Origin of the sequence: Clostridium sp. ZBS15 (assembly GCF_023845705.1) — a bacterium.
Taxonomy (GTDB): domain Bacteria; phylum Bacillota; class Clostridia; order Clostridiales; family Clostridiaceae; genus Clostridium; species Clostridium aquiflavi.
Genome location: NZ_JAMQHY010000003.1, coordinates 49,851 through 69,908, shown reverse-complemented (window position 1 = coordinate 69,908; position 20,058 = coordinate 49,851). Strand labels below are relative to the sequence as shown.

Sequence of the window (20,058 nt, the reverse complement as noted above, 5' to 3'; positions counted from 1 at the left end):
AATATATTAGATGATTATATAATTTAGGTAAATAAAATGTTATAATTAATTTATTTACAAAATTAATATATTTCTCAGGAGGTTTATTGTCAAATGATAAAAGATGTTAGTATAAAAATAAAAATTCTTATGCTGTATATACTTACCTTTGCAGTAGGAATAACTGTAGGAGTTATATTTTCTATTGATTTTAAAATGGAATTTATATTTTTAATTTTATCAATAATAATTATTGCATTTATTTTTATGATTTCAATTAATAGTATTATAAAACCATTAAATAAAATTAAGTCTTTAGCTCAAAGAATGGGAGAAGGAGATTTATCAACAGATATAGTTTTAGAAAGACATGATGAATTTGGACAAATAGTATTAGCTTTAAATAAAGCACAAGGAAATATTAGAAAAACAATTAAAGATACTATAAATAAGTCTTCAAATACTTCTGCTTTAAGTCAACAAATATCTGCATCTATTCAAGAATTAACATCGAATATGGAAAAGATGGATATGTCAACTACTAAAATAGTAAGTGGTATAGAAGATAATAGTAGTACTATTGAAGAATTATCTGCATCTATACAAGAAATTAATGCAAGCATGGAAGAATTAGCAGAAAAGGCACAGACATCAAATGAAAATTCAGAAAGAATAAAACAAAAAGCTGATGAAATAGAAGTTCATAGCAAGACTATAATTGAAGATGCAAAAAATGTATGCCTTGAAAAGGAAGAACGTATTTTAGAAGCAATTGAAGATGCTAAAGTTGTAGAAGAAATAAAAGTTATGGCTGATGCAATAAATGTAATAGCTAAACAAACTAATCTTTTAGCTTTAAATGCAGCAATTGAATCTGCTAGAGCTGGAGAAGCTGGAAAAGGATTTGCTGTAGTTGCAGAAGAAGTTAGAAAATTAGCAGAAGAATCTTCTAAAACAGTTATTACTATTCAAAGCACAATTGATAAAGTTGAAGATGCATTTAGCAATCTTTCAATTCATACTCAAGATATTTTACATTTTATAAAAAATGATATAAAAGATATACTTGTGAAATATGGAGCAGTAGGAAAGTCTTATGAAAAGGATGGATATTTTGTAAATGAGATGTCAACTCAATTATCATCAATGTCTCAAGAAATAGGGGCATCAATGGAGCAAATTAGTGCAGCTATTGAAAGTACAGCAAAGAATTCAGAAGTGACAACAGAGCACTCTCATAATATAAAAAATGGATTACATGAGACATCACAAGCTATGGATCAGGTTGCATCAGTAGTACAACAGGAAGCAGAACTTTCACAAGATTTAAGTGAATTAGTAAAAGAATTTAAATTATAATTAATTTTATACAATGCAAGTATAAATAAGTATGGATAAGTATTTTAATCATTATTATATTAGAATACTTATCCATATTTTTATTTTAGGATCTGTTTTAAATATGTGTTGATATATGTATAAGCAAAGTGGACGGAGTAAAATGCCACTTTACCTAGTGCATATATTAACATTTTCCTAAAACAGAGCCTTATTTTAAAATATTTATCTGTATTTATTAACCAATATTTGGAAAAACGCTTAAAATGATTTATAATATATTATGTAACCTATGAGAAAGAGGGTGGATATGTTATGACAAGTATAACCGAAAAAAATAAATATAAAAGTAAATATAGACTTAAGTATAGAAATAAATCACAAATAAAATACAAAATAAGTCCTAAGGAAATAGAGCTAAACATAAACAAAGAGAGTTTTAAAAATAAGCTTGTATTCTTATTAATAGGAATAGTTGTATTGTCACTTGTAACAGGATATTTAGGGAAATGTAGATATATACGATTTTTAAATGATAATCCTTATTATGAAGGAAATAAAATTAGAATAAGTACTTTGCAAAGAAAATTACCTAGTCTAAAGAAAGAATTAGGTATAAGAGAAGTAGATTATAAATGGTCAGGAGATTTAGAGTATAATAATAAACCAATATTGCTTGTATTTCATCATGCAGCATCTAGTAATTTAACACCATACAAAATACATGAAATGCATGTAGGAAAAAATTGGTCTGGAATAGGATATCACTTTTATATAAGAAAAGATGGGACTATATATAGGGGGAGACCAGAAGAAGCAATAGGAGCACATATAAAAGGGCAAAATAACAATACTCTTGGAATATGTATAGAAGGAAATTTAGAAGAAGAAGAACCAACGGAACAAGAGATTGAAGCATTAGAGAAGTTATCAACATATCTAATAATAAAATACAATATTTCTGGTGTTCAAGGACATGGAGATACGTATGATACTTTATGCCCAGGAGAAAATTTTCCTATGGAAAATGTAAAAGAAGCAATAACAAGTGAAATAAATGAGTTGTCTAATAGTTAAAATTTATAATATTAAAATGTTACCTGTAATCAAGGGATAGTTTTATATATTTGGCTATGTTTTAAAACAGTATTGATATTGTAGTATAAAGCTCATGGACAGAAGTTAAAAATGAAACTCGACTCATTTAGATTCGCTGAGTAAGTTCATGTTTCCAAATGTAAAATTTGGACATTCACTTAAAAACATAGCCATATATTTTTATCCTAAAAATGTCTTGTATAACTTTTATTTAACTAGTAAAACTATAATATGTAGAACTAAAATCAGCAAAATTAATTTAAAATATAACAAAAACTTTAAATTTTTTTAATGAACGTAAGTCGAAAATATCTGTGTATAACTTTGTGGATTAAATATTTTAATGTACATAGGTGAAACGCTTATAAACCTAACCAAAACAGGGGTGTACACATTTTGTGGATTGAATAATTGCCTGTTGATAAATATGGGGATAAATAAAAGTAGACAAAATATAGGTACCTCAATATATAGCATGTACCAAATAAAATGTAACTATATATAGAAATGTGTAAAAATTAATACGATACCATATTATTAAAAGTTAGATGTAAGGATAAAAAATATGCATAATAAATATTTATTAACAATATTCACAAAACTGTGGATAAAATATGTGGATAATGTGCATAAGTTATTATAAATGCTGTGAATATTATATAAAACGTGTATAAAATTCAGAGATATAAACAAAAAATTATTAAATTTATTTAATTATTTAATTTAAGTAGTAAAAATATCTTTAAGAAATTACATGATAAAGAGTATAATATATTTAATAAAAAAGTTAATATAGGATTAGCTTAAAGTGGATTACTTTAATTTATATAAATTAATATATAGTATTTTTAAACTGTAATCTTATTTATAACTTTTGTAATTCTTAATAGAGGGGGAATAAAAATGGCATCAAAAGAGCCAAAGTTAGTTCCAGAGATAAAGGGGACATTAAGAAATCATGTAGTTGAAGTTCCTTCTGTAATTAGAGATTGTGGTGGAATTAAAATTTTTGGTAAAAGGATAAAATCATTATTATTTAGTACAGATGTTGCTGTAATTAGAAATACTAATGCAGATGCAATTATCGCTGTATATCCATTCACACCTCAGCCACTAATAACACAAGCACTTGTAATGGCAGCTGATGTACCGGTTTTTTGTGGAGTTGGTGGTGGTATAACTCAAGGAAAAAGGGTTATAAATTTAGCTATGGATGCAGAGTTTAAAGGTGCAATGGGCGTTGTAGTAAATGCACCTACTTCAAATGAAATAATAAGAAAAATAAGAGCTACTATTGATATACCTGTTGTAGTAACAGTTGTATCAGAAGATGAAAATATTACTGAAAGAATAGAGGCAGGCGCAACGATATTAAATGTCTCTGGAGGTAAAAATACAGCTCAAATAGTGAGAAACATAAGAAGCAGATATCCTGAATTTCCTATTATTGCAACTGGTGGACCAACAATTGCATCAATAAAGGAAACAATAGAAGCAGGGGCAAATGCTATAACTTATACTCCACCATCATCTGCAAGTATAATGGGAGATTTGATGGACAAATATAGGAACGAATAAAAAAACTATGATTTGTAGTTAATGAGTTTAACAAATTATTTGATAATTATTACAAAATTTTTAATAAATTAATAAAGTTAAAAAATATAGGTTGAAAAGTATTGAAATAGATTAAATTTGTGATATGATATCTTTAACAAAAATAATAAAATTTAATATAATGAAATATAGAATAAGGTACATTTGAAAAATATACGACACACATTTGGTCTATTATTTTCTTTCATGTGCCTAAAACCTAGGGTAGAGGTGCTTTAATGATGAGTATTTATAAGGAGTCGGCAGATGATGATTTATAAAGAAAGGTGTTATAGCCGAAGAAATAATTTTTATGCAAATAATTATTTCTGGGTATGTATAAAATATGTACATAACTGTCACTAACTGTGGAGAGCTACAAGGTGAAATAGTTGCGATATAATTAGTAAAGTTAAATCAAAATTTATATTTTTAGATTTAGTTTGTATTAGTTATAATAATTATAGTATTAAAAAATACTATTTAATGATTTTAGCAATAAGCAATAAGCAACAAAAATCCTAATTAAGTAGACTCTACCTGTCGCAGATTAATATCTGTGACTTTTGTTTTTAGACAAATTTTTGGAGGGTAGAAAAATGAAATTATTTGGAAGTATGAAAATTGATAACAATGAATTAATAATTGGGGGAATTAAATCTACTGAGTTAGTAAAGGAATATGGTACACCATTATATGTTATGGATGAGGGTTTAATAAGACAAAACTGTAATGAGTATTATAAATATTTTAAGTGTGATAATTCGTCAAATAGAGTTGCATATGCAGGTAAAGCATTTTTAACTCTTGAAATGTGTAAAATAATAAATGAAGAAAATTTATCACTAGATGTTGTATCTGGAGGAGAACTTTTTACAGCTCATAAAGCAGGTTTTCCTTTAGAAAAAGTAATATTTCATGGAAATAATAAAACATTAGACGAAATTGAACTAGGGGTTAAACTAGGAGTTGGAAGATTTGTTGTTGATAACTATTATGAAATGGAAGCTTTAAATAGAATTGCAGCAAGTTATAATAAAGTTCAAAAAATATTTTTGAGAATAACACCTGGAATAGAAGCGCATACTCATGAGTATATAAAAACAGGTCAAGTGGATTCTAAATTTGGATTTGCACCTGTTGCTAATATGATAGAAGATGCTATAGAAAAATCAATAGGGCTTACTAATATTGAACTATCAGGACTACATTGTCATATAGGATCTCAAATATTTGAGATTAAACCATATGAGGATGCAGTAGAAATTATGCTAGGTTTAATAAAAAAAATTCAACAAAATACAGGTTATTTAATAAAAGAACTAGATTTAGGTGGTGGATTTGGTATATACTATAATACAGGAGATAAACCAAAAACAACTGAGGAGTATTGTAAAGCAATATTGAACAAGGTTGATGAGGTTTGTTCTAGAACAGGTCAATCAAAGCCATCGTTAATAATAGAACCAGGTAGAAGCATCGTTGGAAATTCAGGTATAACTTTATACACTGTAGGAGCAATAAAAAATATTCCTGGAGTGAGAAAGTATATATCAGTAGATGGTGGTATGTCAGATAATATAAGACCGGCTTTATATCACGCTGAATATGAATGTATGTTAGCAAATAAAGTTGAGAAAGACCTAAAAGAGAAGGTAACTATTTGTGGTAAATGTTGTGAATCAGGAGATATATTATTAAATAATATTAATATTTCAGCACCACAGTCAAATGATATTTTAGCAGTTATGACAACAGGTGCATATGGATATTCAATGTCTAATAATTATAATAAGATTCCAAGACCACCAGTAATAATGGTAAAAGATAATAAAGAAAGACTTATATGTAGAAGAGAAACCTATGAAGATCTTATACAAAATGAAGTTATTTAATAATTATCTTTTAATAAATTAGCTTTTTATTAATATTCTTTCCCAAGATAATATATATATCTTAGTGTGTATCAAATTGATTTATTAATTTTGATACACATTTTTTATTTTACAAGGAATTTTTCTGCTATCAACATGCTGTTAGCCTTATTTTAAAGTAATAAATTTGTTATAAATCCTTAATGCTTCAATATAATACTTTATGTTATACTATTAAGATAAAATAATTCTAACATTACATAGTGTATTTATAAAAATAATGTAGTTAGTTTATATTTCAAAAAGTATAGTAGTATATATGGAATTTCAGAAAGGTGGAATTTATATGGAAGATAGTAGTAAAAATAGTTTTTTTAAAGAATGGGGTTTAACAATTATAAGTGCCGTAGTAATAGGATTATTAGTATGGAAATTTTTAATTTATACTGTATGGATTACAAGTGGATCAATGATACCAACCTTAGAAGTTAAGGATAGACTTGTTGCAACAAGAGTTCATAATCCTGAAAATCTAAAGAGAGGCGATATTGTTATATTTGATTCTGATGAGCTTAAAGAGATTCTTATAAAAAGACTTATAGGGCTTCCAGGAGATCATATAGAAATAAAAAATGGAATAGTAAGCGTAAATGGAGAACAATTAGCAGAAGATTATGTTAAGAATAATGAAGACTATGATAGAATATTTGATGTTCCAGAAGGAGAATATTTCTTTTTAGGAGATAATAGAGCAAATTCAGATGATTCTAGATACTGGAAAAATCCGTATATAAAAAGCGAAAAAATACAAGGAAAAGCTAAAGTAAAAATATATCCTATAAGTGACTTCAAAGTGTATAAATAGTTGATAAATTGCTAATTAATTATAAAGGGACTTTAATTATTGGGGTTCTTAAAGGAGAATGGGTTTATGGAAAAAAGTAATAAGATAAAAAAAGAAAATTTTTTTACTGAATGGATAGTGCCTATATTTGCAGCAGTGGTGATAGCATTTTTGGTGAATAAATTTTTAGTTTATAATGTATATATTCCAAGTGAATCAATGGTTCCAACATTAAATATAGGAGATAAATTATTTGTAACTAAAATTTACAATTTAGATAAGATAGAACATGAAAATATAGTTGTATTTTATTCAGATGAACTTCAACAGACACTAATAAAAAGAGTTATAGGACTTCCAGGAGATCATATAGAGATAAAGGATGGAATCGTAAGTGTGAATGGAGAAAAACTAGTTGAAAATTACGTGAAAAATAATGAGGACTATGATGGTACATTTGATGTTCCTGAAGGAAAATACTTCTTTTTAGGAGATAATAGAGCAAGATCAAATGATGCTAGAAGATGGATTAATCCGTACATAGATGGAGAGGATATAAAAGGAAAGGCACAGGTTAAGATTTGGCCTTTTAAAGACTTTGGTCGCTTGAATTAATAGTACTTATTTTATAATAATATGATATACTAGTTGTTAAGATGTTTTATTTAGATTAAGGCTAAATTTCGAGTTATATTTTATATAAAAAATAACTTAAAATATAGTGAAAATAAAGAGAGGGTATTTATAATATGGGGAATAAATATATAGTTGATAGAATTGAAGAAAACCATGTCATACTTGAATCGTTCAATGGAGATATGCTAGAAACTACGATTTCCAAGACTAAAGGTGACATAAAAGATGGAGATATTTTGATTAAAAACGGAGATATATTTATTATAGATGTTGAAGAAACATTAAAAAGAAAAGAAGCAATAAACAATATGATGAAAAATATGTGGAAATAAGGTTTTTTAGATATTTTCGCAAATTATAAGGAAAGGATGATACTATGCAAGGTAACAATAAAAAGAAGAAAAATGGATATATTACAATGGTAATATATTTTTTACTAGTTTTTATGTTTATAAGTACTGCAAACTATATTAGAGAAGCAGCAACTACAAAACAAATATCATATGATGAATTTTATGAAATGATAGATCAAAATAAAATATCACAGGTAGTTATAACAGGAGAAAATTTAATAATTACACCAGCAGATAGTAGTGAATTTAAAGGAAAGACTTTATATACAGCTAATATTAAGGATGAAAATTTAATAAATAAATTAAGAAATTCAAATCCTAAAATAAAATTTACAGGTAAAAATCCAAAACAAAGTCCTATTATGGATTTTGCAATTAGTTGGATTTTACCAATGTTATTATTTTTCGTTATGTGGAAATTCTTATTCTCTAGAATGGGAGGCGGCGGCATGGGCGGCGGCGGCGGAATTATGGGAATTGGAAAAAGTAATGCTAAAGTCTATGTAGAAAATGAAATTGGAGTAACATTTGATGATGTTGCAGGTCAAGAAGAAGCTAAAGAGTCATTAAAAGAAGTAATAGACTTCTTAAATTGTCCTAAAAGATATACAGAAATAGGTGCTAAATTACCTAAAGGAGCTTTACTTGTAGGACCTCCAGGAACAGGTAAAACACTTATTGCCAAGGCCGTAGCTGGAGAAGCTAAAGTACCATTTTTCTCACTTTCAGGTTCAAGTTTTGTTGAAATGTTTGTTGGAGTTGGAGCTTCAAGAGTTAGAGAATTATTTAAAGAAGCAGTAACTAAAGCACCATGTATAATATTTATAGATGAAATAGATGCAATTGGTAAGAGCAGAGATAATCAAATGCAAAGCAATGATGAAAGAGAACAAACATTAAATCAATTACTTTCTGAAATGGATGGATTTGATTCGTCAAAGGGAATAGTTATACTTGCAGCTACAAATAGACCAGAAATATTAGATAAAGCTCTTTTAAGACCAGGTAGATTTGATAGAAGAGTAATAGTTGATAGACCTGACTTTAAAGGTAGAGAAGCTATTCTTAGAGTTCATGCTAAGAATGTTAACTTAGGAGATGATGTTGACCTTGATGAGATAGCAAAGGGAACTCCAGGTGCTGTAGGAGCAGATCTTGCAAATATTGTTAATGAAGCAGCTTTAAGAGCTGTAAAAAATAGAAGAAAACTTGTACTTCAAGAAGATTTAAGAGATGCAGTAGAAGTTATAATTGCAGGTAAAGAAAAGAAAGATAGAATATTATCTAAAAAAGAAAAGGAATTAGTAGCATTCCATGAAGTAGGTCATGCACTTGTGGCAGCATTACTAGAAGGTTCTGATCCTGTTCATAAAATAACAATAGTTCCTAGAACAATGGGAGCATTAGGTTATACGATGCAACTTCCAGAAGAAGAAAAATATCTTATATCTAAAGAAGATTTAATGAACCAAATTACAGTTATGTTAGGTGGTAGATCTGCTGAAGAAGAAGTATTTAATGTTGTCTCAACAGGTGCTTCAAATGACATTGAAAGAGCAACTCAATCAGCTAGAAGTATGGTTTCAGTATATGGTATGAGTGATAGATTTGATATGATGGCACTTGAATCAGTACAGAATAGATATTTAGATGGAAGAGCAGTTAGACATTGCAGTGAACAAACATCAACAATGTTAGATGAAGAAACATTAAAGATAATAAGAGAAGCTCATGAAAAAGCTAGAAAAATACTTAGGGATAATAGAGATTTATTAGATAAAATTTCAAATATATTATTAGATAAAGAGACTCTTTTTGGTGAAGAATTCATGGAAATGGTTTATGAGAAATATCCTGAAATGAAAGAAAAGAAAGAAAAACAATTAAAAGAAAAAGAGTTAAAAGATAAAGAACAAAAGGAAAAGCAAAAAAAGAAACAAGAAGAGTTTGAGAGAATAAGAAAAGAAAATGAAGAAAAAGAAAAATCAGAGTTTTTTAAAAAAGTTGGAATAAATGTAAACAAAAAAATTGATGATTCAACTAAAGTTGAAGATACTTTAACTAAGGAAATATCTGAGGACACAAAGTAATCAGAAGATGAAAAATAATATCTTTAAACATAATTAAAATAAAAACTCTAGTGTTTAATAGTAAGGTTTAGATTGATTTAGCTTAAAAAATAAGTTGAATTATCTGAACCTTATGTTTTCAAATCAAGAAAATTTACTTTAGGAAGCAAGGGGGACAATTAATTTGAATCAAAATTTAGAATTTTTAATGGAACAAAATAAGTTAGAAGAAGTTGAAAAAATTTTAAGCGGTGAAATACTTAATTATCTGCAAAAAAGAAAAGATATAACTAATCAAATTCTGCAATCAAGAAAAAAATTTATTGAAGAATATAAAGATGATGAAGATCAAGTTATAGATTACTTTGACCATGAAAATTACGTAAAAGAAGAAGCTTATAAGACAATAGATAAAAGATTAAAAGAATTTACTAGTTTAAAGGAAGTACCTTATTTCGGTAAAGTAACTTTTATGGAAGATGGAAATTTACCAGAAGAACTTTATATAGGTAGATATGGTTTAACTGTAGAAAAAACTTATGAATCTGTAGTTGTGGACTGGAGAGCTCCTATTGCATCATTATTTTATAAAGGTATATTAGGAAAGTCTAGTTATATGTGTCCAACAGGAAAAATTGATACAGATATACTTTCTAGAAGACAAATAATAATAAAAAAAGGTGAACTTAAAGGTATATTTGATTCAGAAGTAGATGTTAAAGATGAAATACTTCAAATGGTTCTTACTGAAAATTCATCTGATAAACTCAAAGATATAGTAATGTCGATACAATCTGAGCAAGATGAAATAATAAGAAGTGATAAGAATAAGGTTGTAGTTGTAAACGGAGTTGCAGGTTCAGGAAAAACAACTATTGCATTACATAGAATATCTTATCTTCTTTATAATTATAGAAAACAATTTGGAAATAAGGTTCTTATTTTTGGACCAAATGATATATTTATGGATTACATAGCTCAAGTTCTTCCTTCATTAGGTGAAGAGGGAATAAAACAAATGATATTTGAAAACTTTGCTATAAAAGAATTAGGAATAGATAATTTATATATAAAAAGTTTTAGTAGATATATAGAAGAAGCTATGAGTGGAAATAAAACAGCTCTTGCAGAATACCAATATAAAAGTTCTAAAAAATTCTTAGATTTATTAAATCATGAAATAAAAAAATTAAGCCAAAATTACTTTGATATTAAACCAATAATTTTTAATGGCGAAGAAATAGTAGGAATTAAAGAGATTAAAGAGCTATTTGATATACATTATAAATACATGCCACTATTTAGAAGAAGTGAAAAAATAAAAAGGGTACTTATATCTAAAATAAAAGATAAAAGAGATGCAGAAGTATATAAATTAAATCAGGAAATGAAAGAAAAATTAGCTTCTTTATCAAGTGATGATTTAGAAATAGAAAAGAATAACTTAGAATATTTAAAGAGAATGAAAATTAGAGAAATTGTAAGAAATGTAATTAATTCAAGAAAAGAATTGGATTCTTGGATAAGTCATGAAGATATAATAAATATTTATAAAAATATAACAGATACTGAGCAACTTGGATACATGGACTTAAGTGGAATATTATATTTAATGATTAAATTAGATGGAAAAAGAATCAAAGAAGAAATTAAACATATCGTAATAGATGAAGCTCAAGATTATAGTGTTATACAATTTGAAGTGATAAAAGGGCTTACAGGATGCAAAAGTTATACAATAGTTGGAGATTCTAATCAAAGATTAATAAATAATAATGAAGAACCAGCTATGTTAAATTTACAACCTTTATTTAATGAGGAAAAGATGCATGTACAAGTACAAGAGTATGCATTAAATAAGAGTTATAGATCTACTCAAGAAATAATGGAATATGCAACTAAGTTTTTGGATGATAATAGAATAATTCCATTAGTTAGACATGGGGAAAAAGTAATAGAAGAAGAGGTATCTTCAGATGATGAATTTGTAGAAACTATTCTTTCAATAATTGAAGATTATGAAGAAGATGGTCTTGAAAATATAGCTATTATATTTAATGGAAATAAGGATCTTGCTAAGTTTTCTCATATTATTAAAGAAAAGATTAGTATTCAAAGCTTTGATAGAGAAGATATACTTTATAAAGGTGGAAAAGTGTTAATTCCAGCATATTTAGCAAAAGGATTAGAATTTGATGGCGTTATAGTAATAGAAAATCATGAAATTGATCCATTAGTAAAATATATTATGTGTACAAGAGCACTTCATAGACTTTCATTTATTAAGAAAAAATAAAACATTAAACAAATTATAGCAGCTACTTTAATTTTAGTAGCTGCTATTAAGCATGTTTGGCCAAGTTGGTGACAGTCACCATTTATGCAAGGTGGATAAGTGGGTGACTGTCACCATTTATGCAGAAAATAAGAATAAAAATACATAATAAATAATTTAAAGATAGAGGTATAAACTAAAATGTTGATTTATACCTCTTTATTTTTACGTATTATCAAATAAAAACAAGATTTAATAGTATATTAAAAATAATTATTTAATTAATATAAATAAAAATTAAATAATTATACATTTGCTATTGCATAAATATAAATGTATGGTGTATAATTATACCACGAAGTAAATAAAAGCAAATAAATTTTTAAGTAAGTAATTAGGGGGCGTTAGTAATGAATAAAGGTTTATTAAAAAAATTAGGATTAGTTGTGGCAATTGGGGCAATGGCAATAAGTATAATTGGATGTTCAGGAAACAAAAATACAGAAGGAAGTAAAGGTTCAAAAGAATCAGCATCAGTGCTTGAATCAATAAAACAAAAAGGTAAGCTTGTTGTTGGAACAAGTGCAGATTATCCACCATATGAATTTCATAAAGAAGTAGATGGGAAAGATCAAATTGTAGGATTTGATATTAGTATGGCAAAATCATTAGCTGAAGATTTAGGCGTAGAATTACAAATAAATGATATGGATTTTGATGGATTACTTATAGCTCTTCAAGCAGGGAAGGTGGATATGGTATTTGCAGGTATGACACCAACTGATGAAAGAAAGGAAAATGCTGATTTTTCAGATATATATTATACAGCAAAACATGGATTTATAGTTAGAAAAGGTGAAGAAGGAAATATAAAATCACTTGATGATTTAAAGGATAAGAAGATTGGTGTACAAAAAGGATCAATCCAAGAACGTCTAGCTAATGATAAAATTCCAGATGCTGAAAAGAAAGCATTAGGAAAAGTTACTGATTTAGTATTAGATTTAAAAAATAATAAAGTAGATGCAATATTAGTAGAATTACCAGTAGCAGAGTTTAATTGTGAAAAGAATTCAGATATAGCTTTAACAGATGTTATATTAGAAGATTCAGAAGGTGGATCAGCAATAGCAATGAATAAGGGTTCAGATGATTTAAAGAGTGAAATAAATAAAACAATACAAAAATTAAAAGACGAAGGTAAAATAGATCAATTTGTAATAGAAGCAAATGATATGGTGGAATAAATTGATTACCCCTGGGGTCCAATAAATNNATTTATTGGACCCCAGGGGTGGAAATAGAGAGGAGGAGAAATTTTGAATTTTACATTTTTAGAAAAATACTATGGATACTTTTTAAGTGGAGCAGAAATTACAATAGTATTAGCATTCTTTGCAGTACTTTTTGGAACGATTATGGGGCTTGGTTTAACTCTTTTAAGACGTTCAAAATTTAAGATATTAAGAATGATAGGTACAGTTTATGTAGAATTTGTTAGAGGAACTCCTCTTCTAGTTCAAATATACATAATCTATATTGGATTACCTAAATTATTAGGTATAGATTTATCTGATATAACGACAGGAGCAATAGCATTAGCGCTTAATTCTTCAGCATATGTTTCTGAAATAATTAGAGCTGGTATTGAAGCCGTTGATAAGGGGCAAATGGAGGCAGCGAGAAGTTTAGGTATGAATCAAAAAACAGCTATGTTTAATATAATAATACCTCAAGCATTTAAGAATATATTACCTGCTTTAGGAAATGAATTTATATCAGTAATTAAGGAATCTTCAATGGTTTCTGTAATTGGTGTAGCTGAACTTATGTATAATGCAAATACTGTAAAAGGAAATACTGCATTAGGATTAGAACCTGTCATAGTGGCAGCAGTTGTATATTTTATAATTACATTTACGCTAACAAGAGCATTAGGATATGTAGAAAGGAGAATGAAGGTAAGTGATATACGTTAAAGATTTACACAAAAGTTTTGGAAAACATGAAGTTCTTAAAGGAATAGATTGTCATATAAAAAAAGGTGAAGTTGTTGTTGTAATTGGACCTTCAGGCTCTGGAAAAAGTACATTTTTAAGATGTCTTAATTTATTAGAAGATCCAAGCTCTGGAGTAGTTGAGTTTGAAGGAAAAGATATAACATCAAAAGCTGTGGATATAAATAAGATGAGAGAAAAAATGGGTATGGTTTTTCAACAATTTAATTTATTCCCACATAAGACAGTATTAAATAATATAACATTATCTCCTATGAAGGTAAAAAAATTATCAAAGCAAAAAGCAGAAAGTAAAGCAGTAGATTTATTAGATAAAGTAGGGCTTAAAGATAAAGCAAATGAATATCCAGCATCATTATCTGGTGGACAAAAACAAAGAATAGCAATAGCAAGAGCATTAGCTATGGAACCAGATGTCATGCTATTTGATGAACCAACATCAGCATTAGATCCAGAAATGGTAGGAGAAGTTTTAAGTGTTATGAAAAATCTTGCTTCAGAAGGTATGACTATGGTAGTTGTAACTCATGAAATGGGATTTGCAAGAGAAGTTGGAGATAGAATACTTTTTATGGATGAAGGAAATATAATAGAAGAGGGTACTCCAGAAGAAGTGTTTAAGAATGCTAAAAGTCCAAGAACAATAGACTTTTTATCTAAAGTGCTTTAAGTTTTTCAAATGGGACAATAAATAAGCTAATAAATAATAAGTAGAAAAATACTTGTTGTTTATTGGCTTTTTTTATTTTAGTAAGATTAATACTATTTTGTATATTATGTAACTTTATGTATAATTTTATGCAAATAAAATATAATTAAATGTAAAATCATATACAAATATAATAAAATATGTTAATATTATACACGTAGGAAATACTATTTAAATGCATAAAAACAAAATTTATTCATAAGTTTACAAAATTGTGTCTTAAAATATAAGGATATAATTCTACATAGGGGGAAGAATGAATGGATAACAAAAAAATTATAGACATGAAAAATAAAATTTTGCTTGTACTATTTTTAAGTTCAGTATTATTAAGAGGTATTTTTGATTATTATTTAAAAGCACCTATAATGGCAGTTGTAGGAATAATAGGTTCAGGTATAGTATTAAGCATTATACAATTTATTTTAATAAAGAAAAAATGTATTAATATATCAATGTATTTCATGGTATTTTCAATATCTACAATTGGTGTAATATTAATGAGCACGTCACCAACAATATCTAATTTTATGATATTTTATTCAGCAATTTTTTTAATTATATTATATCAAGAGACAATTCCAATAGTTCTTCAATGTATATCTAGTGCTGTTTGTATGAGCTATTTTTTTATGAAAAATAAAGAAACAATGTTTTCAAACATAGGATATGATCAATTAATATTTTTACTTTTATATATTGGAAGTGGATTAGTTATATGCACATTATTATGTATAATGACAAAACGTACTTACATTATATTGGAAGAGAAAATTAAAGAAAGTAATGAATCAAAATCTAAGACAGAGCTTTTATTAGGTAAGCTTAGTGAAACAATAGAATCTTTAAATGAAGCAAGTTCTATCATTAGTGAGGGTATTAATACAACTGCAGGAGTATCAGAACAAATATCAGTGGCCTCAAATGAAGTTGCAAATAAAGCAACAAGAGAAGTTGAAACTATGAATAATATCCAATCATTTATGCAACTTGGAGAGCAAGGGTTAGGAGAAGTAACAAATGCAGTGGAAATTATGTCGGAATTATCATCTTCTACAAAAGATGTTGTTTTAGAGGGAGCTAGTAAAGTTGAAGATTTATCAAGTGAAATGATTAAAGTAAAAGATAATATTATAAGCACTGTAACATTAATTAATAATTTAAATGAAGAAAATTCAAAGATAGTAAAAATTATAGATACTGTAAGTGAAATAGCAGGACAAACAAATCTTTTAGCACTTAATGCATCGATAGAAGCAGCAAGAGCTGGAGAGCATGGCAAAGGATTTGCAGTTGTTGCAGATGAAGTAAAAAAACTAGCAGAAAACTCTAAAGAATCAACAAACCAAATAATATCTATATTAAATAGTATATCTGAAAGAACTAATGCTGTATCAGATGAAATAGTAAAAGAAAAGAAATCAATAGAAGTGTGCAATGAACATACAAATACAGTAAAAGATTTATTTAAAAATATAAATAGTAATACAGGAAATGTATTAAATCATTCAGATAATGTAAATCAACAAATTAAAGGATTAGTTACTGTATTTTCAAAAACGGTAACAGAAGTGGATAATATAAGTGAAAATGTTGAAACTACAGCATCAGCTATGGAAGAAATATCAGCTAATATTAATGAACTTAACAATAATATAGATGGGATATCTAATGCATATAAGAATATAGATGAATTAAGTACTAAACTTAGTGAAATTCAGAGTTAAAGTTAGTATTGATTTTAGAGTGTAAATTAAATACCATATGTTAAAACGATTCAATCACTAACATATGGTATTTTTATTTTATATATATTAATAAAATCCTCCTTTGAAATATATTTTGTAATTTATTTCCTTGAAAAATTATACATATTAATAATGAAATTATAAACATATTAAAATAACAAAATTTTTGAACATAAATTTTTATTATAAAATAAAATCCAAAGTATAATTTATATGTGGAAAATTAAAAAAAGATGGAAAATTATAAGAAAATATGTTATTATTTCTTTAAAAGTAAATTATTAATATGGTATATGTAGTGAAAGTTAGTGAAAAGATTTAATTTGATTAAATAAAAATAAAAAATGGAACATAATAAAAGTTTATTTTTTTGTCAACTTAAAAGTAATTAACAACAAAAAATTTATCTTTAATTTAATAGGGGGAAATTATGAAACTAGAAAAAATAAATCTATTATGTAAATACACTATGAGAGTAGAAGATGATAAATTTATAATCAAGGGAGAAGGATTATTTTCTAAAAGTGATGCAGAAGAGTATCTGGAACTTTTTAAAAAGACTATTAAATCAATGGACATAAGTAATTTAATATTAGTTATAGATAATAGGGAATTTAGAATGAGTTTTCCTGATACTAAATTATTTTATGAAAAAGTATGTAATGCATATATAAGTTGTGATTTTAAAGATAAATATATAGTTATGCCAGAAAATGATATAGCTAATATTCAAATAAAGAAAAATGCTAATAAAGTATTTGATTACATGAAAGTTATTTCAGATATAAATTTTATAAAATAAAACTTAAAAATACTATAAGTCATATTTTTACTAGAAATTTATTTTACAATTTAAAAACCGATAAAATTAACTGAAATTATGAGAAAAATGTAAATATATAATATTTTATGGGATATTATATATTTATATGTTATAATTGGAATAAATATGTTCTTGATAAAATGAGTGATCTTTATATTAATTCAAATTTTAAAAAGAAGTATATGCTTATGCCAGCAAGTACAATAGCTGGAATGCAAATTAAAAATGTATTTAAGTTTTAAATATAACAAGCAGATTATACAATCTATTGTAAAGGTTTAACTTAGGATTTAAACATAATATATAAGAATACATAAGTGATAATAGAAGTAACAAAAATGTTACTTCTATTATTTTATACAAATGTTTTTAATAAAACATAGCTTAAAAATAATATGTTGTATTTGTACGAAAATATGTTTTAATATAATAATAATGTAATATTTATACAAAGTATGAAATATTATGGTAAAATAATAATGATTATACTATATTTATATTATTTTTATAAATAATGTTTTTAGGTAAATATTAAATTTCAGAAAGGAACATATTATGAGCACAAGAGAATTACTAAACAATCTATTCAAAGAATTAGAAGATGTAATATATTATGAAGATGTAGGAATTCACAAAATAGTTGATGATTCTTATATAAAACCATATTACAAACAATTAACAGACATTTCATTTGAAGATTGGAGCAAATATCATGCTTCAAAAATGCTTAAAATAGTTGATGATATGTATTTATCTGAAATGATGAATACAAAAAAGCCGCTATTTGTAGACAAGCTTTCTGTAGATACAAGTAAACCAAGTTGTTTAAGAGATTTTGGGATAGTATCAACTTGTCTTATACCATTTTTCTTAAATGATGAAATAGTCTTCTTTATTACTATGCCAATATTCAAAGAAGAACATAAATATTCAGAAGAAGAAAAATCAGAAGCAATAAATATTGTAAAAAAATATAATAAGATTTTATGTATTGAGGAGATGTTTAAACGTGAAATTATCTAAAGCTATAGCAAAATATATTGAAAGTTGTGGTGTAGAATACGTATTTGGTATACCATCAGGAAATGTAGCAAGTATTTATGATGCACTTAATGATACTAAGGTTGAATTTGTAGTAACTAAAAATGAAGCAGGATCAACTTATTCAGCAGGAAAGTATTCAGATTTAAGTAAAAAACTTAGTTGTTCAATTTTATGTGGAGGGGTAGGCATTACTAATGCAATAAATGGAATAGCAGATGCATACATAAATAATATTCCTATGCTTGTTATTAGTGGATATGCGGCAAGTGATAGCATAGGCAAAGGTTGTGTTCAAGAATTAGATACAGCACCTATAACTGAAAGCATAACAAAATACAGTAAAACAGTTATTAAAAAAGAAGATGTATTATCTGAATTAGATAAGGCAGTAAAATTAGCAATGCAAGATCCTAAAGGTCCAGTTCATTTATCAATATCAATGGACTTACCTACAACAGAAATAAGTGAAGACGATATAAAAACTTATGTAGCTGAAAAAATAGATTATAATTATGATCAAGAATCACTAAATACAGCAATCAATATGTTAAATGATGCTAAAAAAGGTATCATATTAGTTGGTAGAGGTGCTAAAGGAAATAGTAAAATTATAAAGAAATTATCATCAAAATTAGGATGGTATGTAGCTACTACTCCTCAAGGTAAGAGCTCAATAGATAGTGAGTTTGAATTTAACATAGGAAACTATGGATTTAATAGTACTGATTTTGCTCAAAATTATGCAGATACAGAAGAGTTAGATTGTGTATTAGTATTAGGATCAAGTCTTGGAGAAAGTGCAACAAGAAACTTTAATGATGCATTATTTAATGATGGAAATAAAGTTATTCAAATAGATAATAAGAAAAAGAGTTTAAATAAAGATCATATTGATAGATTTAAAGTATATTATAAATTATCAGAAGCATTATCAATAATAAATGAAAAAATTGAAGATAAAAATGTGACTTTAAATAAAGTAGAAAAATTAAATAATGATTATGTAAAAGATCATACAGGAATATCTGTTAGAAGATTAGCAGACATGCTTCCTAACATATTAAATCCAAGCACTACTTATATGTGTGATATTGGTGAATTCATGAACTATATGTATAAATATCTGTTTATTCCAAAAGAATCAGATTTTATTGCTAGTTTAAATTATGGAGCTATGGGAAACTGTGTTGCAGGTTCAATAGGTGCAGCATTAAGTGGAAATACAGAAAAATATGCTGTAGTTGTTGGAGATGGATCAGTATTTATGAATGGTAGTGAAATTTTAACAGCAAAACAATATTCATTACCTATAGTATACTTTGTAATAAATAATGCAAAATTAAATTACGTTGACCAGGGAATGGCATTCCTATTTGGAAGATCTATTAATGGAGTAGTTCAAGATAGAGTTTCAATAAAGGCAATAGGGGAAGCAGCTGGAATTAAATCATATGAAATAACAGATTTAAGTCAGCTTAATGAAATAAAGGATGAGTTATATTCATGCAGTGAACCTATAATAGTTGAAATAATAACTGATGGTTCAGAAAAAGTTGCAGCAGCAGATAGATTTAAAACATTAAAGAATAAAAAGTAAGAACATGTTTTAGAAAAATATGATATTTTAGTATAAAGCTCGTGGACTGAGAAATTT

Annotated in this window: 17 protein-coding genes and 1 riboswitch; all 17 genes read left to right on the top strand. The window is 26.6% G+C overall.

What is annotated here, in order from left to right; translation table 11 throughout:
• Nucleotides 1-93 precede the first annotated feature (93 nt).
• The 17 genes from NG904_RS01670 (at nt 94) to NG904_RS01590 (ending at nt 20,001) form a co-directional block, all read left to right on the top strand.
• Nucleotides 94-1,338: a methyl-accepting chemotaxis protein gene (locus NG904_RS01670; protein ID WP_252211690.1), complete on the top strand. Its 1,245-nt coding sequence runs from the start codon at nt 94-96 to the stop codon at nt 1,336-1,338.
• Between the two features lie 294 nt (nt 1,339-1,632).
• Nucleotides 1,633-2,394 carry a peptidoglycan recognition protein family protein gene (locus tag NG904_RS01665; RefSeq protein ID WP_252229369.1) on the top strand — a complete coding sequence of 254 codons (762 nt, stop codon included), beginning with the start codon at nt 1,633-1,635 and terminating at the stop codon, nt 2,392-2,394.
• 924 nt (nt 2,395-3,318) lie between these two features.
• Nucleotides 3,319-3,993 carry a hydrolase gene (locus NG904_RS01660; RefSeq protein ID WP_252211692.1) on the top strand — a complete coding sequence of 225 codons (675 nt, stop codon included), beginning with the start codon at nt 3,319-3,321 and terminating at the stop codon, nt 3,991-3,993.
• 236 nt (nt 3,994-4,229) lie between these two features.
• Nucleotides 4,230-4,398: riboswitch (Lysine riboswitch) on the top strand.
• Between the two features lie 212 nt (nt 4,399-4,610).
• Complete coding sequence (lysA, locus tag NG904_RS01655) at nt 4,611-5,906, top strand: diaminopimelate decarboxylase (protein WP_252229367.1); 1,296 nt, start codon at nt 4,611-4,613, stop codon at nt 5,904-5,906.
• A 325-nt stretch (nt 5,907-6,231) separates the two neighbouring features.
• A complete protein-coding gene (lepB, locus tag NG904_RS01650) occupies nt 6,232-6,750 on the top strand; it encodes a signal peptidase I (RefSeq protein ID WP_252211694.1) in 519 nt (172 codons plus the stop codon).
• A 66-nt stretch (nt 6,751-6,816) separates the two neighbouring features.
• Nucleotides 6,817-7,344: a signal peptidase I gene (gene lepB / locus NG904_RS01645; RefSeq protein WP_252211695.1), complete on the top strand. Its 528-nt coding sequence runs from the start codon at nt 6,817-6,819 to the stop codon at nt 7,342-7,344.
• Nucleotides 7,345-7,478: 134 nt separating this feature from the next.
• Complete coding sequence (locus tag NG904_RS01640) at nt 7,479-7,697, top strand: DUF3006 domain-containing protein (RefSeq protein WP_252211696.1); 219 nt, start codon at nt 7,479-7,481, stop codon at nt 7,695-7,697.
• A 44-nt stretch (nt 7,698-7,741) separates the two neighbouring features.
• On the top strand, nt 7,742-9,808 hold the full coding sequence (ftsH, locus tag NG904_RS01635; protein WP_252229365.1) for an ATP-dependent zinc metalloprotease FtsH: 2,067 nt from the start codon (nt 7,742-7,744) through the stop codon (nt 9,806-9,808).
• 163 nt (nt 9,809-9,971) lie between these two features.
• The gene (locus NG904_RS01630; RefSeq protein WP_252229363.1) at nt 9,972-12,083 is read left to right on the top strand and encodes a HelD family protein; all 2,112 of its coding nucleotides are present in this window, start codon (nt 9,972-9,974) and stop codon (nt 12,081-12,083) included.
• Between the two features lie 389 nt (nt 12,084-12,472).
• Entirely contained in the window at nt 12,473-13,309 is an 837-nt protein-coding gene (locus tag NG904_RS01625) for an ABC transporter substrate-binding protein (RefSeq protein ID WP_252229361.1), read from the top strand.
• A 72-nt stretch (nt 13,310-13,381) separates the two neighbouring features.
• Nucleotides 13,382-14,041, top strand: coding sequence for an amino acid ABC transporter permease (locus NG904_RS01620; protein ID WP_252211700.1), 660 nt, complete (start codon nt 13,382-13,384; stop codon nt 14,039-14,041).
• Complete coding sequence (locus NG904_RS01615; protein WP_252211701.1) at nt 14,028-14,750, top strand: amino acid ABC transporter ATP-binding protein; 723 nt, start codon at nt 14,028-14,030, stop codon at nt 14,748-14,750. The genes NG904_RS01620 and NG904_RS01615 overlap by 14 nt, the downstream gene beginning before the upstream one ends.
• A gap of 299 nt (nt 14,751-15,049) precedes the next feature.
• Complete coding sequence (locus NG904_RS01610) at nt 15,050-16,516, top strand: methyl-accepting chemotaxis protein (RefSeq protein ID WP_252229359.1); 1,467 nt, start codon at nt 15,050-15,052, stop codon at nt 16,514-16,516.
• A gap of 451 nt (nt 16,517-16,967) precedes the next feature.
• On the top strand, nt 16,968-17,339 hold the full coding sequence (locus NG904_RS01605) for a hypothetical protein (protein WP_252211703.1): 372 nt from the start codon (nt 16,968-16,970) through the stop codon (nt 17,337-17,339).
• A gap of 107 nt (nt 17,340-17,446) precedes the next feature.
• Complete coding sequence (locus tag NG904_RS01600) at nt 17,447-17,602, top strand: hypothetical protein (protein WP_252229357.1); 156 nt, start codon at nt 17,447-17,449, stop codon at nt 17,600-17,602.
• Between the two features lie 313 nt (nt 17,603-17,915).
• Nucleotides 17,916-18,383, top strand: coding sequence for a hypothetical protein (locus tag NG904_RS01595; protein ID WP_252211705.1), 468 nt, complete (start codon nt 17,916-17,918; stop codon nt 18,381-18,383).
• Nucleotides 18,370-20,001, top strand: coding sequence for a thiamine pyrophosphate-binding protein (locus tag NG904_RS01590; RefSeq protein ID WP_252229355.1), 1,632 nt, complete (start codon nt 18,370-18,372; stop codon nt 19,999-20,001). Before NG904_RS01595 ends, NG904_RS01590 begins: the two co-directional genes overlap by 14 nt.
• Nucleotides 20,002-20,058: the final 57 nt, after the last annotated feature.

What these genes read in the sequence shown, in the direction of transcription:
- NG904_RS01670 (WP_252211690.1), top strand. Translation starts at nt 94, where the DNA reads ATGATAAAAGATGTTAGTATAAAAATAAAAATTCTTATGCTGTATATA.
- NG904_RS01665 (WP_252229369.1), top strand. Translation starts at nt 1,633, where the DNA reads ATGACAAGTATAACCGAAAAAAATAAATATAAAAGTAAATATAGACTT.
- NG904_RS01660 (WP_252211692.1), top strand. Translation starts at nt 3,319, where the DNA reads ATGGCATCAAAAGAGCCAAAGTTAGTTCCAGAGATAAAGGGGACATTA.
- lysA (WP_252229367.1), top strand. Translation starts at nt 4,611, where the DNA reads ATGAAATTATTTGGAAGTATGAAAATTGATAACAATGAATTAATAATT.
- lepB (WP_252211694.1), top strand. Translation starts at nt 6,232, where the DNA reads ATGGAAGATAGTAGTAAAAATAGTTTTTTTAAAGAATGGGGTTTAACA.
- lepB (WP_252211695.1), top strand. Translation starts at nt 6,817, where the DNA reads ATGGAAAAAAGTAATAAGATAAAAAAAGAAAATTTTTTTACTGAATGG.
- NG904_RS01640 (WP_252211696.1), top strand. Translation starts at nt 7,479, where the DNA reads ATGGGGAATAAATATATAGTTGATAGAATTGAAGAAAACCATGTCATA.
- ftsH (WP_252229365.1), top strand. Translation starts at nt 7,742, where the DNA reads ATGCAAGGTAACAATAAAAAGAAGAAAAATGGATATATTACAATGGTA.
- NG904_RS01625 (WP_252229361.1), top strand. Translation starts at nt 12,473, where the DNA reads ATGAATAAAGGTTTATTAAAAAAATTAGGATTAGTTGTGGCAATTGGG.
- NG904_RS01610 (WP_252229359.1), top strand. Translation starts at nt 15,050, where the DNA reads ATGGATAACAAAAAAATTATAGACATGAAAAATAAAATTTTGCTTGTA.
- NG904_RS01605 (WP_252211703.1), top strand. Translation starts at nt 16,968, where the DNA reads ATGAAACTAGAAAAAATAAATCTATTATGTAAATACACTATGAGAGTA.
- NG904_RS01600 (WP_252229357.1), top strand. Translation starts at nt 17,447, where the DNA reads ATGGGATATTATATATTTATATGTTATAATTGGAATAAATATGTTCTT.
- NG904_RS01595 (WP_252211705.1), top strand. Translation starts at nt 17,916, where the DNA reads ATGAGCACAAGAGAATTACTAAACAATCTATTCAAAGAATTAGAAGAT.